The following is a 14,323-nucleotide window of genomic DNA, read 5'->3' as shown; positions in this document are numbered from 1 at the left end:
AGCACTACCGGCGAACGGGTGTGCGGGGTCCGGAAACGGGAAGAACGCGCCGTCACGCGGCTCGCGTGACCTGTGCTGGCGGCGGCTGGAGAGACATGGGTGCCAGAACCTTCGTGGTGGTCGGCGGGACCAGCGGTCTCGGCCTCGCGGTGGCCCGACTGCTCGTCGACGAGCACCAGGTCGTGGTGTTCGGCAACGTGCCGGCCGAGGTGGCTGCCGCGACCGACGAGCTGGGTTGCGACGGCGCCGTCTGCGACATCTCCTCCTACGAGCAGGTCCGCGACTCCTTCACCGAGGTGGTCGAGCGGTACGGCACGATCGACGGGGTGGCGGCCTGCGCCTCCATGTGGGCGGGCGGCGACCTGGGGGACCTGTCGGTGGAGCACATTCGCCGGGCCGTGGAGATCAACGTTCTGGGCATCACGTACCTGCTGCGGGAAGCGGTGCAGCACCTGCACCGGCAGGGCCACGGCAACGTCGTCTACATCGGCGCGCTGGCGCTGGCGGCACCCCGGCCGGGCATCCCCGTCTACCGGGCCACCAAGAGCTACGGCAACAGCCTGGTCGACTCGCTGGCCGAGGCTCAGCACAGCAACCGGGTCAAGGTGATGCAGCTGCATCCCGGGCCGATGCCGACGCGGCTACAGGAACGGGTCGGCGCCGAGTTCCTGGACGAGGTGTACGCCATGCCCGAACAGGTCGCCACCGAGGTCGTCCGGCTGCTGTCGCTGGAACCCGACGACCTCTACGTCTCCGGTGAGCGCGTGCTGCGCGCGGACGGGCGGTGGTGACGGCCGCAGCCGGACCCGCCGACCGTCCGGCCTCGGCCTGGGCACCGCTGCGGACGGCGGTCTACCGCAACCTGTGGCTGGCCCTGCTCGCCGCGAACGTCGGCACCTGGATGCAGACCGTCGGCGCGCAGTGGCTATTGATCAACCACTCCAACGCCTCCACTCTTGTCGCGTTGGTGCAGACCGCCAGTCTGCTGCCGGTGCTGCTGCTGGCGTTGCCCGCCGGGGTGCTGGCCGACAGCTTCGACCGCCGGCACCTGCTCATCGCCGTGCAGCTGTTCCTGGTGGCGGTGGCGGTGGCGTTGACGCTGCTCACACTGGCCGGCCGGATGCCGCCGGCGCTGCTGCTCACCCTCACCTTCGCGTTCGGGGTCGGGCAGGCGCTGACACTGCCGGCCTGGGCGGCGGTGATCCCGGAGCTGGTGCCGCAGGACCAGCTGCGGTCGGCGTCCGCGCTCGGTTCGATAAGCGTGAACGTGGCGAGGGCGGTCGGGCCTGCGGTGGCCGGCGTGCTGATCGCCCGTACCGGCGTCGCCCCGGTCTTCGGCATCAACGCGGTCGCGTTCGGGATCTTCGCGTACGCGCTGTGGCGGTGGCGGCCCGGTAACGCCCGCGCGGTCGAGGTGCCCGAGCGCTTCACCGCCGCGTTGCGTGCCGGCAGCCGCTACGTACGCCACTCACCGACCGTACGTCGGCTGTTGCGCCGGGCGCTGGTCTTCGTGGTCCCGGCCAGCGCGCTGTGGGCGTTGCTGCCGTTGGTGGCGAGTCGGCGACTGGGCCTGGGCTCCGGCGGGTACGGGGTGCTGCTGGCCGCCCTCGGCGTGGGCGCCATCGCGGGTGGCGTGCTGCTGGCCGTGATCCGCACTCGGCTGTCGGCCAACCAGCTCCTGCTGATCGCCGGGGCGCTGTTCACCGTCTCGTTGACAGTCGTCGGCACCGTGCGGGCGGTGCCGCTGGTGCTGCTCGCCCTGCTGCCCGCCGGGATGGCCTGGGTGACGGTGCTGGCCAACGTCAACGCCGAGATTCAGCTCTTCCTACCCAGTTGGGTACGGGCCCGGGGCCTGGCCGTCTACCAGGTGTGCTTCGCCGGTGGGCAGGCCGCCGGCGCGCTGCTCTGGGGTCTGGTGGCCGAGATGGCCGGGCTGCCCCCCGCGTACCTGGCGGCGGCGGCGCTGATGCTTGTCGGCACTCTGACGAGCCGGATCTGGCCGTTGCCGGACCTGCGGTCTGTCGACCGGGAACCGGCGGCCTACTGGCCGCAACTGCACCTGGCGCACGAGCCGGACCCGGGGGTGGGACCGGTGCTGGTGACCGTGCAGTACACCGTCCGGCCGGAGCGGACCCAACGCTTCCTGGCGGCCATGGACCTGGTGCGTGGCGCGCGGCAGCGGACCGGCGCGATGCGCTGGGGGCTGTTCCGCCCGGCCGAGACGGTGGACCGGTTCGTCGAGGTGTATCTGGTGCCGTCCTGGGACGAGCACCTGCGTCAGCACGGTGGCCGGTTGACCGGCGAGGACCGCGCTGCCGAGCAACGGGCCCGGGAGCTGACCGACGGGGAGCCGGAGGTCCGACACCTGGTGCCCGCCGCAGCCGGTCCGACGCTGTCCGACGACCGCGAGGCGCTCTGACAGCGCGTGGGGCACCCGGAAGCAGCCCGGCGCGGGCGTACTGCGTACGGCCGCGTTGTTAGGATGGCCGCACCATGGCGAGTGAGCGCAAGGCGACCGCGGACCCGGCCCGCAGCCTGGCCCTTCTCTGGCGCACCCGGGAGCCGACCAGCCGCAGCGCCGGTCCGGCGCTCAGCGTCGACCGGGTCGTCCGGGTCGCGATCGACATCGCCGACGCCGAGGGGCTCGACGCGCTGACCATGCGTCGGGTGGGTGAGGCGCTGGGGGTCGGCACCATGTCGGTCTACACCTACGTGCCGGGCAAGGCCGAACTCGTCGCCGTCATGATCGACACCGCGTACGGCGAGATGCCGCGCCCCACCGTCGAGGGCGACTGGCGGACCCGGCTGGAGCGGATCGCCCGCGACAATCTGGCGCTCTATCAGCGGCATCCCTGGATGCTGCGGGCCGAGACGACCCGACCGGTGCTCGGCCCGCACCTGATGGTCAAGTACGACTACGAGCTCGGCGCGATCGTCGACATCGGGCTCACCGACGTGGAGGTCGACGCGGTGCTCACCCTCGTGCTCGGTCACGTGAAGAGCGCCGCCCGGGCCGCTTCCGAGGTGGTCGACCTGGAACGCGAGACCGGCATGACCGACGGTCAGTGGTGGCAGTCGCACGCGCCGTGGCTGGAGACCTTCCTGAAGCCCGGCGCCTACCCGATCGCGTCCCGGGTCGGCACCGCTGCCGGCCAGCAGCACGGCGCCGCGTACGGCCCGGAGTACGCGTTCGAGTTCGGTCTGCAACGCGTCCTCGACGGGATCTCGGTGGTGGTCGCCGAGCGGGCGGCCAACCGGTAACCGGCCTGCTCCGGGGACGGCGACCTAGCGTGGTGCTGCCCGTCGAGCCAGCCGGGCCAGCGAGCGCGCCGACGGGCTGCCCGGCTCGGCGTGATAGACGACCAGCGACTGGGTGGTGCCGCTGATCGTGAGCTTCTCGTAGCGCAGCGCCAACTCGCCCAGCTCAGGGTGTTGGAACACCCGCACCCCACCGCCCGCGCGGGCGGTGACGTCGTGCCGGGCCCACAGCCGCCGAAACCGCTCGCTGCCGGCCGTCAGCTCCTCCACCAGCTCGAGAAGGCGGGGGTCGTCCACCTCGGGGCCGACCTGTGCGCGCAGGCCGGCCACCGCGTTGGCCGCGACCGCCGTCAGAGCCGGGTAGAGCGCCGGCACGCTCGGGTCCAGGAAGACCGCGCGCAGCAGGTTCACCCCGGCGGTGAAGATCGGCGCCAGCGCGGTCGCGGCGGGGTTGGCGAAGAGCACGTCCAGGTGTCGACCGTGCACGAAGGCGGGCGTCTCGGCCCACGAGCCGACCAACTGCCGGATCCCCACCGGCACCCGCTCCGATGGTCGCGTCCCCCGGCGGGAAGGCACCGGCCGGGCCAGGCCGTGCAGGTGTGCCGCGGCGTCCGCGTCCAGCCTCAACGCGCGGGCCAGGGCCTCGATCACCTGCGTCGACGGGTGCCGGTCACGCCCCTGCTCCAACCGCAGGTAGTAGTCGGCGCTGATGCCGGCGAGCAGGGCCGCCTCCTCGCGCCGCAGGCCGGGCACCCGCCGACGGCCGTGCGCGGGCAAGCCGACGTCACCCGGCCCGATCAGCTCGCGCCGGGCACGCAGATATTCGCCCAGCGGGCCGGCCGTGCTCACCCGCCCATCGTAGGAGCCGCCGCCGACCGCCCAGCCTGGTCCTGCCACTACCAGGAAAAACAGGGAACCGGCTAGCGCCCGCCGTTGGGGTGACAGTGTCGGGGTAAGCGTGATCGAGAGACGGGACAGCAATGACAGAGCGCATCACGACCCCCTTTGGATTCGCCTCGACCGCCGACGAGGTCATTGCCGGGGTGGACCTGAGCGGCAAACGGGCCATCATCACCGGCGGCGCCGCCGGTATCGGCATCGAGACGGCCCGTTCGCTCGCCGCCGCCGGCGCCGAGGTGGTGCTCGGGGTCCGCCGGGTCGCGGCGGGTGAGCAGGCCGCCGCCGACATCGCGGCCAGCATCGGCGCGGAGCGGGTCACCGCCCGCGCGCTGGACCTGGCCAACCAGGATTCGGTACGCCAGTTCGTCGCCGGCTGGGACCAGCCGCTGCACATCCTGGTCAACAACGCGGGGATCATGGCGCTGCCCGAGCTGGAGCGCACCGCCGAGGGCTGGGAGATGCAGTTCGCCACCAACTTCATGGGGCACTTCGCGTTGACCGTCGGCCTGCACGACGCCCTCGCCGCGGCCGGCGGCGCCCGGGTGGTGTCGGTCAGCTCCAGCGGCAACCTCTTCTCTCCGGTGATCTTCGACGACCTGCACTTCGCGTTCCGGCCGTACGACCCGCTGCTGGCCTACGGGCAGTCCAAGAGCGCCGAGGCTCTGCTCGCCGTGGAAGCCACCCGCCGCTGGGTCGGCGAGGGCATCTACTCCAACGCGCTGAACCCGGGCGCGATCGCCACCGGGTTGCAGAAGCACACCGGTGGGCTGAAGTCGCCGAAGGAGATGCACAAGACCCCTCAACAGGGCGCGGCGACCTCGGTGCTGCTCGCGGCATCCCCGCTGCTGGACGGCGTCGGCGGTCGCTACTTCGAGGACTGCGCGGAGGCCCCGGTCGTCACCGAGCGGCCGGCCGACTACAGCGGCGTGGCCGCGTACGCGGTCGACCCGGGCAACGCCGAGCGGCTCTGGACCGTGGCGTCCGACCTGGTCTCCCAGCGCGGCGTCCCCGCCGGGCGCTGACCACGACGGCCCGGCTCGGCGGAACCGACCCGGGCGCGGCGGTCCGGGTGGTACGACTGGGGCGGCGGTGGCAGCTGCGGGCCGGGGAAGGATGGCGATGGCGAGCGGGCTTCCGGCGCGGCTGCTGCAACGGCGGGAGAACCCCCGCAGGGCGTCGTTCCTGGAGCTCTTCTTCGACCTGGCGTTCATCTTCGCGCTGACCCGGTTGTCCCGGGCGCTGCTCGACGACCTCAGCTTCACCGGCGGCTTCCAGGTGCTGCTGATGTTGGCGGCGCTGTGGTGGGTGTGGTTCGTGACGGCGTGGTCGGCGGACTGGTTCGACCCTCGGGCCCCGCTGATCGTCACCCTGCTGCTGTGGACGATGTTCGGCGGCCTGTTGATGGCCGCCGCCGTACCCACAGTGTTCGACGGGCACGCCATGGTGTTCGCCGTCGCCTATGTGGCCATCCACCTGGGTCGTGGGGCGATCCTGATCCCCGCCCTGCGGGGGCACCCGCTCCAGGTGCGGAGCCTGCGGGTGGCGGTCTGGTTCGCGATCTCCGGTGTGCTCTGGGTGGTCGGGGCGGCCGTCACCCCGGCCCGGGAGGTGCTCTGGGCGCTCGCCCTCGTGCTGGAGTTCTCCCTGGCTCGGCTGCGCTGGCCGTTCCCGTGGCTCGGACGCAGCACCTGGCCGGAACTCCAGGTGAACGGAACGCACCTCTCCGAGCGGTACCAACAGATCTTCATCATCGCCCTGGGTGAGCTGATCCTGATCGCCGGCATCACCTACAGCCAGTCCGGCCTGGGCCGGGACAGCACTGTGGCCTTCGCCCTGGCGTTCGTGACCGCGGTGGCCCTCGCCCGGCTCTACCTGGTGCCCGCCGGCGGGCGGCTCGGCGCCAGAATCGAGGCGGAGGGCCCGCCCGGCAGCAAGTTGACGCTGATGGCGGGCTACCTGCACCTCATCATGATCGCCGGTGTGCTGGCCACCTCGGTGGCCATGGAGATGACGATCGACCATCCGGGAGAACACGAGACGGGGCAGACGATAGTGGGCGTCATCGGCCCCGCGCTGTTCCTGACCGCCCGGATCATGCTCGCGGCTCTGGTCGACGGCAGGTGGCCCTGGGCGCGCCTGGTCGGTGTGCCGGCCATCATCGTGGGCGGGCTGGCCACCGTGCGGTCCCCGCAACTTGTCAACAGCGCCGTCGTCGCCGGGGTGTTGCTGCTGATCGTCCTGTTCGACGCGATGCCGGGACTGCGGCGGTTCATCCGCCAGTCCGGGGAGAGCGACGCGCCCGCCCACCGGCGACCCGGATAGCTCCGCCGATGCCTGGGGGAGGGCCGCAGCACGGCGACCAACCGCGACGACACGACGTGGTGGAGTTGCGGGTGCACGGCGTGTCCGGGGCGGACCCCACTGTCATCCTCGACCAGCCGCAGGTCCGGCAGGTTGCCGGCGACGGCAGCGGAGGCTTCCACCGCCCCGCCCGTTCCGACGACGTCGGCCCGGACGGGGTGACGTTGGAGGCGTACCGCTGGGGTGACCTGCCGACGGGCACCGTCGGCCGGACTCTCGCCATGGTCTTCCTGCTGCCGTTCATGCTCAGCAACGTGGCAGTGTGGATGCGCCCCACCGGCCGCCGCCGCGCCGCAGCGGTCAGCGTGCTGTGTCGGCTCCTCGCGCTCAACCTCACAGTGCTGTACGTGGTGTCCATCGCCGGAGTCGCCCTCGACCTGCTCGCCTGGCGGTGTCTCGGCGTGGCCCGCTGCCGCCCGCCCTTCGACACCATGGCCGGGCTCGACGGCCGGCACGTCGGGGAACGGCTGGCCGTGCTGGCGCTCCTGCCGATCGCCGCCATCGCGGTGCTGCGTCTCCTCGGCACCCGTCGGCCCGGCCCGGCCGACAACCCACTGTGGGCCGTGGAGCCGCTGGTGCACCGGCTGCGCGCGATCCACGTCGCCGCCGCGCTCGCCGTACTCAATGTTGTGCTGCTGACCGCCCGCCGCGCCGGCGGGGCGACGCTTCCCACGACGCTGCTGCTGGCGCTCAGTACGGCGGTCTTGCTGGTCTGCGTCGGTCTGCTCGCCGCTCCGGGGATGATCGACCGGGCGGCGACCGCGCAAACGGCCACCTGGACCGCCCGCACGGCGGCCGCGGTGGCAGCCGTCCTGAGCGTGGCGACCCTCGTCACCGTGGCGAGCGACCGGCGCGACTGGTCGTCGGCGACCGGGCTTCCCGGCTATGACGGGATAGCGGGTGTGGCGCTGTTCGGCCAGATGATGTTGCTGGTGCTGCTCAGCGTGGTGGTGCTGTGGCGGCGCGGTCGGGTGGGCGGCCGGTCCGCGCTGCCGGGTGGCCTGGGCGCGGCGGTCCTCGCCGCCCTCGCTGTCGGTCTGACCGGCGCGCTCGCCGCCGGCCTCGTCTACCAGACGGGGGAGCTGCTCGATGGCTACCGCGGTGACGGTGGGCCACCGTTGCCGTACCGCTGGACGCTGCTGGCCTTCTTCCTGCACGTGGTCGCGGCGGTGCTGCTGTGCGGCGCGTTGACAGTCGTGTCGCGGCGGCGCCGGCGGCGTGCGGCAGCGGCGATCACCACCCGTGACTTCCCGGTCGTGCCGCCGGAGGCGGTCGGTCGGCTGCGGCTCGCGACGAAGACCGTCGCCCGGGCGCGGTTCACCGAATGGTTGGGTCTGCTGTCCGCCACGTACGCGGCGCTCGCGGTGGTCGGGCTGACCACGAGTCTGGTGGGGCGTACCGGGCGCGACCCGGAGGAGTTGGCGTGGCAACTGTTCGGGCTGCCGGCCGGGGCCGTCCAGATGGGGCTCAGCGGCGGCAGTCTCCTCCTCGCCGCGTTGCTGTTCACGCTGTTGGCGGGTGGCGTGTTCGCCTATCGGACCGCGTGGTTTCGCCGGCACGTCGGGATCCTGTGGGACCTGGGCACCTTCTGGCCCCGGGCCGCGCACCCGTTCGCCCCGCCGAGCTACGCCGACCGCGCGGTGCCGGAACTGGCCGACCGGATCAGCCAACTGGCCGAGCGGCACGTCGGGGTGTTGCTCTGTGGGCACAGCCACGGGTCCGCGCTGCTCGCTCTCGCGGTGCTGCGGCTGCCCCCGCGCGTACGTCAACGGGTCGCGCTGCTCACCTACGGGTCGCCGCTGGACCGCCTGTACGCCCGGCTCTTTCCGGCCTACCTCAACGAGAAGGTGCTGCGTGAGGTGGGGGAGCGGGTCGAGTGGCGGTGGCTCAACCTCTGGCGGGACACCGACCCGGTCGGTGGCTGGATCTTCGCCGCACACCGCCCCGGCGATCCGCCCACGGACCCGGCCGATCCGGCGGGCCAGGTCGACCGGCGGTTGCGGGACCCACCGGACCTGCTGTCGGCGCCGGGGGAGCGGTGTGCGCCGCCGCTACGGGGGCACCATCCGGGCGAGACCGACCCGGAGTTCCGGGCGGCGGTGCGCGAACTCGCCGAACGCCTTCGTGGTGCTGGCTGAGGCTTACTGTCCGCAGGGGGCGACGACGCCGGTCAACGGTCCATCTCGGGGATCCGGTCGGACTCCGCCACCGTCGCTCGGACCTTGCGGAGGGTGGCGTCGGGTGCACGGATCGCGATACGCCAGCGGTCCAGCGTCCGAGTGAGCACCCGGACCACGAACTGCAGCTGGTTGACCTGCTCGCGGAGTATGCCCAGCTCGGACCGGGCGCTGAACGCCTCGCCCTCTAACTGGGTGATCCGCGTCTGCAACGGCTGCACGAGCGTGAGGGCGGCCTCGGTGAGCGTGTCGGCGGCATCGGCCTTGAACTTGCCGCGCTGCACCACGACGGTGGCGATGGCGGCCAGGCCGGTGCCTCCGCCGAGGATGCCGAGCACGCTGAGCGCCACCTGCACCCAGTGCGGTGCGGTTGGCGCGGGTGCGGTGATCACGTGACACCTGCCTGCAACTGTTCGTAGGTCACAAATTCGCACGCTCGGGCCAGGCGGCGAAGATCAATGGCTATCTGCGCGGCCCGCCAGAGCGACCCGACAGTCACCGCCATCACGAACGACGTGGCGACGATGGAGTTTCGGCCCGACATGACCAATACGGCCACCGCGTACATGCCAGTGATCGTGCCGAGCACCAGCACCGACGCGAGTTCGAGGCCGAGCCCGGTGGAGAGCCGGCCGGGCCACAGGATGCCCAGTAGTCCACCCACGCCCACCGCGATCAGACCCAGCTCCCAGGCGACCTGGATCGGCTCCGGCATGGACGTCTGGACGGACGTCGGCCGGACATTGAGGGTCATCATCAGGATGCCGCAGAGAGGCGCTGCAACCAGGACAGCGATCTCGTACGGCTGGTGGCGGGATCGGATACGTAGGTTTCCCACGGCAACTCCTTGGTCGAGGACCGGCGCCCGGCAGTGCCCCGTGGACCAGTGCCGATCGGTGGGTCGCGACCCTTGAGTTGCGGTCCGTGCGGCGGAGCCCAGTGGTTCGTTGCCTGTGGACGGTCGTTGGGCGAGAAGGTGAAGCGACTCGACGTCGTTGGCTGCCGTTATCTGCCTGTGTATCACCGATGCCCGGTCGGCGTCCACCTGGTGTAACGTCGCATTCCCGCAGGTCAGGGCCGCTTTTGGGCTGTTTCTGAGCCGTGGGGCGGATCGGGGGCGGCGACCCGACCCCTCATCACCCCGGTGACAACCAGTGTCGGATATCTTGCCCAGGGTGACAGTGGTGGCCGGGTCGCCGATCGATCAACGGGCGAGCAGGGCGCGCAGCGCCCGGAGGACTTCCGCCGGGGCCTCCTCCGCCATGAAGTGTCCGCAGGTGACCGTCTGGTGGTTCAGGTCGGGTGCCCAGGCCCGCCACACCGCCGCCGCGTCGTAGCCCAGCGCCGCGCCCCAGTCCTGCTGGAGCACCGTCACCGGCATCCGCAGCTGGTTGCCGGCCGTCCGGTCGGCGGCGTCGTGGGTCACGTCGATCCCGGCGGACGCCCGATAGTCGGCGACGATCGAGGGAACGGCGTCGCGGGACGCGCGCAGGTACGCGGCCCGCACCTCCGCCGGCAGGGCACCCGGATCACGGGTCCAGACGTCCAGGAAGTGACCGAAGAAGGCGTCCGGGCTGCCGGCGATCAGCTCCTCCGGCAGACCGGGCGGCTGCGCCATCAGATAGAGGTGAAACGCCACAGCGGCGCTGGCGCCGTGCAGCACGTCCCACATGTCAAGTGTGGGTAGCACGTCGAGCAGGGCCAGGTGACTGATCGCCGCCGGATGGTCGAGGCCGGCGCGGAACGCGACCAGGGCGCCCCGGTCGTGTCCGGCCAACGCGAACCGATCGTGACCGAGCGCGCCGGCCAGCGCCACGATGTCGGCCGCCATGGTGCGCTTGGCGTAACCGGCACCGTCGGTGTCGAGGGGCTTGTCGCTGTCGCCGTAGCCGCGCAGGTCGGGGCAGATGACCGTGTGGTCGGCGGCCAGATCGGCGGCGACGTGCCGCCACATGAGGTGGGTCTGCGGAAAGCCGTGCAACAGCACGATCGCCGGCCCGGAACCGGCCACGGCGGCGTTGAGCGTCACCCCGTCGGCGACGGTGACGCGTCGGTAGTCGAATCCGTTGATCTTCGGGTCCACGGGGAACCTTCCTGGTGAGCAGTGCCGGCGGGGGCGGTGGCCCGTCGCCGTCGTACCTCGTCGAGCCTGCCCGGCGGTGATCAGCAGCCGGTCAGCGTCGGATCAGTGCCGGCCGGACCACGGGCCTAGATTGGTGCCATGACCAGGCAGCTGATGGCACCCGTCGCGGTGACCTTCGGCGTGCTCGGGCCGGTGACCGCCGCGACCGAGCGCGGCCCGGTCCCCCTGCGGGGACACCGGCAGCGCCTGGTGCTGGGTCGGCTGTTGATCGCCCACGGTCGGGTGGTGCCGGTGGATCGTCTCGTCGACGACCTGTGGGAGGTCGCACCGGACGGCGCGGTGGGCGCGATCCGGACCTTCGTCGCCGACCTGCGCCGGGCCCTGGAACCCGATCGACCACCCCGGCAGCCACCCAGGATCCTGGTCACCGAGCCGCCCGGGTACGCCCTGAAGGCCGCCCCGGACGCTGTCGACGCCGGCCAGTTCGAGGCGGCCGTCGGCGAGGCGGCCCGGCTGCTGACGGCCGGACGCCCCGCGCCGGCCCTGACCGTGCTGGACGCGGCGCTCGGGCTCTGGCGCGGGCCCGCGTACGCCGACTGCGCCAACGAGTCCTGGGCGATCGCGGAGATCAACCGGCTGGACGAGCTGCGGATGCTCGCCGTCGAGCGGCGGGCGGAGGCGTTCCTGGCGGTGGGCCGACCGGATGAGGCCGCCGCGGACCTACCTGCACACCTGGCCAGCCATCCGCTGCGCGAGGACGCCTGGCGGCTGCTCGCGACGGCCCGGTACCGCGCCGGCCGGCAGGGCGACGCGCTGGCCGCGCTGCGGGAAGCCCGCCACGTCCTGGTGACCGAGCTGGGCGTGGACCCGGGGCCCGAGCTGCGCCGGCTGGAAGCTGACATCCTGGCCCAGGCGCCGCACCTCGCCCCATCCCTCGACCGGGCCGCCACCCCCGGCCTCGGGAAACCCGTTCGACAGGTCCAGGCGGAACAGCGCCCGTTCGTCGGCCGCGACGCGGAGGTCGAGCGGCTGTGGCGCGCCGCCGAGGCCGCGTCCCGACGCCGCCAGCCCACACTCGCCCTGCTCAGCGGCGACCCGGGCGCCGGCAAGACGGCGCTGGCCGAGGCCCTGACCCGGCGACTCGCCGCCGAGGGCTGGACCACGGCATGGGGACACAGCCCGGAGTACGACGGCGCCCCGCCGGCGTGGCCGTGGACCCAGATCACCGACGCGCTCGCCGGGCCCGCCGCCCCCGTCGCCGCCCCCGCCGTGGCCGCCGACCGGGAAGACGGCTCGGCTGACGGTTCGGCCGACCCCGCCACCGTGCGGTTCCGTCGACACCGCGCGGTGGCATCGCTGATCTCGGCGGTCGCCGACCCGGAGCCGCTCCTGCTGGTCCTCGACGACCTGCACCGCGCCGACGGTGACACCCTGGATCTGCTGACCGCACTGCTCACCGGCCCGCAGCCGGCCAGCGGGCCGGTGCTGATCCTCGGCACCTACCGGGCCACCGAGATCAGCCCGGAGCTGACCGCCACCCTGGCCCGCGCCGCCGGGCTGGAGCCGGTCCGGGAGTATCTTGCCGGCCTGCCCGCGTCGGCGACCGGCGAGCTGGCCGGCGCCATCGTCGGGGGGAATCTGGACCCGGCCACGACCCGGTCGATCCACCAGCGCAGCGGCGGTAACCCGTTCTTCGTCCGCGAGCTGGCCCAGCTCTACGCGAGCACCGGGCAGGCGGGGTTGGCGGCCGTGCCGCCCGGGGTACGCGACGTGATCCGGCACCGGTTGGCGCAGTTGCCCGCCTCGACCCGTACCGTGCTGCGGCAGGCGGCAGTGCTCGGCCGGGACCTCGACCCGGGAGTGCTGGGCGCGTTGGCCGCTGACCCGACGGCAGCGCTGGACGCCGTGGACCGCGCCCTGGCGGCCGGGTTCCTCACCGAGCGGGAGTCCGACGGGCGGCTGCGCTTCACCCACATCCTGGTCCGCGACACGCTCTACGCCGACCTGTCCGCGCCGCGCCGCGCCGCCTGGCACGCGGCCGTCGCGGAGGTGCTGCGGCAGCGGGAACCCGTCGAGCCGGCGGCCCTCGCGTACCACCTGCTGCGCGCCGGCGGGCCGGTCCACGCCGCCGAGGCGTCGACGTACGCCCGGGTGGCGGCCGAACGGGCCGAACGGGGCGGCAACCCCCACGAGGCGGCCCGCCTGTGGGGCCAGGCGATCGACGCGTACGACCGGGCCGGCGGTGTCGAGCCGCGTGGCCGGGTGACCGCGCTGCTCGGCCTGGGGCGGGCGTTGGCCGTGACGGGCCGGCTGGCCGAGGCGCGGCGACGGCGAGCCGAGGCGATCACCGCCGCCGAGTCCACCGGTGACCCCCTGCTGATCCAGGAGGCGCTGGCGGGCTTCGACGTGCCCGCCAGTTGGACGCGCAACGACGACGACCTGCTCTCCGGACACATCGTCCGAGCCGCCGAACAGGCACTGACCGCGCTCGGCCCGATCGGCTCGGCGCAGCGCAGCCGGTTGCTGAGCACCCTCGCGCTGGAGCTGCGCGGCACCACCACCGATCGTGGCCGCCGCGCCGCCGCCGAGGCCGAGACGATCGCCCGCGACATCGGCGATCCCGGGCTGTTGGCCTTCGCGCTCAACGCCCGCTTCATGCACACCTTCCACAGCGTCGGTCTGGCCGACGCGCGGGCCCGGATCGGCCTCGACCTGGTCGAACAGGCCGCCCGGCACCACCTGGTGACCTTCGAGGTGCTCGGGCATCTCGTCCTGGTCCAGGCCAACTGTGCGCTGGCCGACCGGCCCGCCGCCGACGCGCACGCGCGCGCCGCCGACCACCTCGCCGAGCGGTACGAGCTGCCGTTGGTCGGTGTCTTCACCCGGTGGTACGCCGCGCTGCGGCTGGCGCTGAACGGTCAGTCGGACGCGGCGGCGGACGCGTACCGGGCGGCAGCCGACCGAATGCCCACTGACGGCATGCCGGGGCTGACCCAGGGGTTGCTGCCGCTCGCCCTGCTCGGCCTGCGCCTGGCCGACGCGGTGAGCGACGACACGCCGGCGGCCCCTGCACGACGGCCGATTTTCGGGCCGGACGACGAGGGCTGGGCGCGGCTGGACTGGGGCCCGCACGAGCCCTGGGTCCGACCACTGCTGCTCGCTGCCGCCGACGACGTCAGTGCCGCCAGAGCGACGTTGCGGGCTCTGCCGGAGGGGCCGCACGACCTGCTGCGGGAGGTGCGGCTGTGCCTCACCGCTCGGGCGGCGCTCGCCATCGGCGACCGGCCCACCATGGAACGCGTCACCGTCGCGCTCCGCCCTGCCGCCGCCGAGCTGGCAGCCGGCAGCGGAGTCGTCACCGTCGGTCCGGTGGCCGGGCACCTCGCCGATCTGGCCGCTGCTCTGGGCCGCGACGAGGAAGCCGCCGAGCACCGCCGTACCGCCCGCGCGCTCACCGCACGTGTCCGCGCCGACGACCCAACCTGAGCGCCACCGGGCACGTGCTGCCCGATGCCAGGGCCGCCGCTGCACCGCTCCAGAGCGA

11 protein-coding genes are annotated in these 14,323 nt (G+C 73.0%); 7 read left to right on the top strand and 4 right to left on the bottom strand.

What is annotated here, in order from left to right:
* The first annotated feature begins 95 nt into the window (after positions 1-95).
* The 3 genes from ABZS40_RS05800 to ABZS40_RS05790 all read left to right on the top strand — a co-directional run bounded on the left by ABZS40_RS05800 (position 96) and on the right by ABZS40_RS05790 (position 3,261).
* Positions 96-791, top strand: a complete 696-nt coding sequence (locus ABZS40_RS05800; protein ID WP_354942205.1) for an SDR family oxidoreductase — start codon at positions 96-98, stop codon at positions 789-791.
* A complete protein-coding gene (locus ABZS40_RS05795) occupies positions 785-2,419 on the top strand; it encodes an MFS transporter (RefSeq protein WP_354942204.1) in 1,635 nt (544 codons plus the stop codon). The genes ABZS40_RS05800 and ABZS40_RS05795 overlap by 7 nt, the downstream gene beginning before the upstream one ends.
* Before the next feature lie 74 nt (positions 2,420-2,493).
* The gene (locus tag ABZS40_RS05790) at positions 2,494-3,261 is read left to right on the top strand and encodes a TetR/AcrR family transcriptional regulator C-terminal domain-containing protein (protein WP_354942203.1); all 768 of its coding nucleotides are present in this window, start codon (positions 2,494-2,496) and stop codon (positions 3,259-3,261) included.
* A gap of 24 nt (positions 3,262-3,285) precedes the next feature.
* Here ABZS40_RS05790 and ABZS40_RS05785 read toward each other — a convergent pair whose 3' ends face one another.
* Entirely contained in the window at positions 3,286-4,107 is an 822-nt protein-coding gene (locus tag ABZS40_RS05785; RefSeq protein WP_354942202.1) for a helix-turn-helix transcriptional regulator, read from the bottom strand.
* 131 nt (positions 4,108-4,238) lie between these two features.
* Between ABZS40_RS05785 and ABZS40_RS05780 the strand changes: the two genes are divergently transcribed.
* The 3 genes from ABZS40_RS05780 to ABZS40_RS05770 all read left to right on the top strand — a co-directional run bounded on the left by ABZS40_RS05780 (position 4,239) and on the right by ABZS40_RS05770 (position 8,657).
* A complete protein-coding gene (locus ABZS40_RS05780; RefSeq protein ID WP_354942201.1) occupies positions 4,239-5,180 on the top strand; it encodes an SDR family NAD(P)-dependent oxidoreductase in 942 nt (313 codons plus the stop codon).
* Positions 5,181-5,277: 97 nt separating this feature from the next.
* Complete coding sequence (locus ABZS40_RS05775; RefSeq protein ID WP_354942200.1) at positions 5,278-6,480, top strand: low temperature requirement protein A; 1,203 nt, start codon at positions 5,278-5,280, stop codon at positions 6,478-6,480.
* Between the two features lie 8 nt (positions 6,481-6,488).
* Positions 6,489-8,657, top strand: a complete 2,169-nt coding sequence (locus ABZS40_RS05770) for a hypothetical protein (RefSeq protein WP_354942199.1) — start codon at positions 6,489-6,491, stop codon at positions 8,655-8,657.
* Between the two features lie 32 nt (positions 8,658-8,689).
* Here the strand turns inward: ABZS40_RS05770 and ABZS40_RS05765 are convergent, their stop codons facing one another.
* The 3 genes from ABZS40_RS05765 to ABZS40_RS05755 form a co-directional block, all read right to left on the bottom strand.
* Entirely contained in the window at positions 8,690-9,088 is a 399-nt protein-coding gene (locus ABZS40_RS05765; protein ID WP_354942198.1) for a hypothetical protein, read from the bottom strand.
* Positions 9,085-9,534: a hypothetical protein gene (locus ABZS40_RS05760; RefSeq protein WP_354942197.1), complete on the bottom strand. Its 450-nt coding sequence runs from the start codon at positions 9,532-9,534 to the stop codon at positions 9,085-9,087. Before ABZS40_RS05760 ends, ABZS40_RS05765 begins: the two co-directional genes overlap by 4 nt.
* 366 nt (positions 9,535-9,900) lie before the next feature.
* Positions 9,901-10,779, bottom strand: coding sequence for an alpha/beta hydrolase (locus ABZS40_RS05755; RefSeq protein WP_354942196.1), 879 nt, complete (start codon positions 10,777-10,779; stop codon positions 9,901-9,903).
* A 138-nt stretch (positions 10,780-10,917) separates the two neighbouring features.
* Here ABZS40_RS05755 and ABZS40_RS05750 point away from each other — a divergent pair, with 138 nt between their 5' ends.
* The gene (locus tag ABZS40_RS05750; protein ID WP_354942195.1) at positions 10,918-14,265 is read left to right on the top strand and encodes a BTAD domain-containing putative transcriptional regulator; all 3,348 of its coding nucleotides are present in this window, start codon (positions 10,918-10,920) and stop codon (positions 14,263-14,265) included.
* Positions 14,266-14,323: the final 58 nt, after the last annotated feature.

The sequence above is a fragment of the Micromonospora sp. NPDC005324 genome, from assembly GCF_040607155.1.
GTDB lineage: Bacteria > Actinomycetota > Actinomycetes > Mycobacteriales > Micromonosporaceae > Micromonospora > Micromonospora trifolii.
Note: the sequence above shows the minus strand (reverse complement) of the source record. Positions and strands in the feature narration are given on the sequence as shown.

Coding starts and splice junctions, on each gene's coding strand:
- ABZS40_RS05770 (WP_354942199.1), top strand. CDS start 6,489: ATGCCTGGGGGAGGGCCGCAGCACGGCGACCAACCGCGACGACACGAC.
- ABZS40_RS05800 (WP_354942205.1), top strand. CDS start 96: ATGGGTGCCAGAACCTTCGTGGTGGTCGGCGGGACCAGCGGTCTCGGC.
- ABZS40_RS05790 (WP_354942203.1), top strand. CDS start 2,494: ATGGCGAGTGAGCGCAAGGCGACCGCGGACCCGGCCCGCAGCCTGGCC.
- ABZS40_RS05750 (WP_354942195.1), top strand. CDS start 10,918: ATGACCAGGCAGCTGATGGCACCCGTCGCGGTGACCTTCGGCGTGCTC.
- ABZS40_RS05775 (WP_354942200.1), top strand. CDS start 5,278: ATGGCGAGCGGGCTTCCGGCGCGGCTGCTGCAACGGCGGGAGAACCCC.
- ABZS40_RS05780 (WP_354942201.1), top strand. CDS start 4,239: ATGACAGAGCGCATCACGACCCCCTTTGGATTCGCCTCGACCGCCGAC.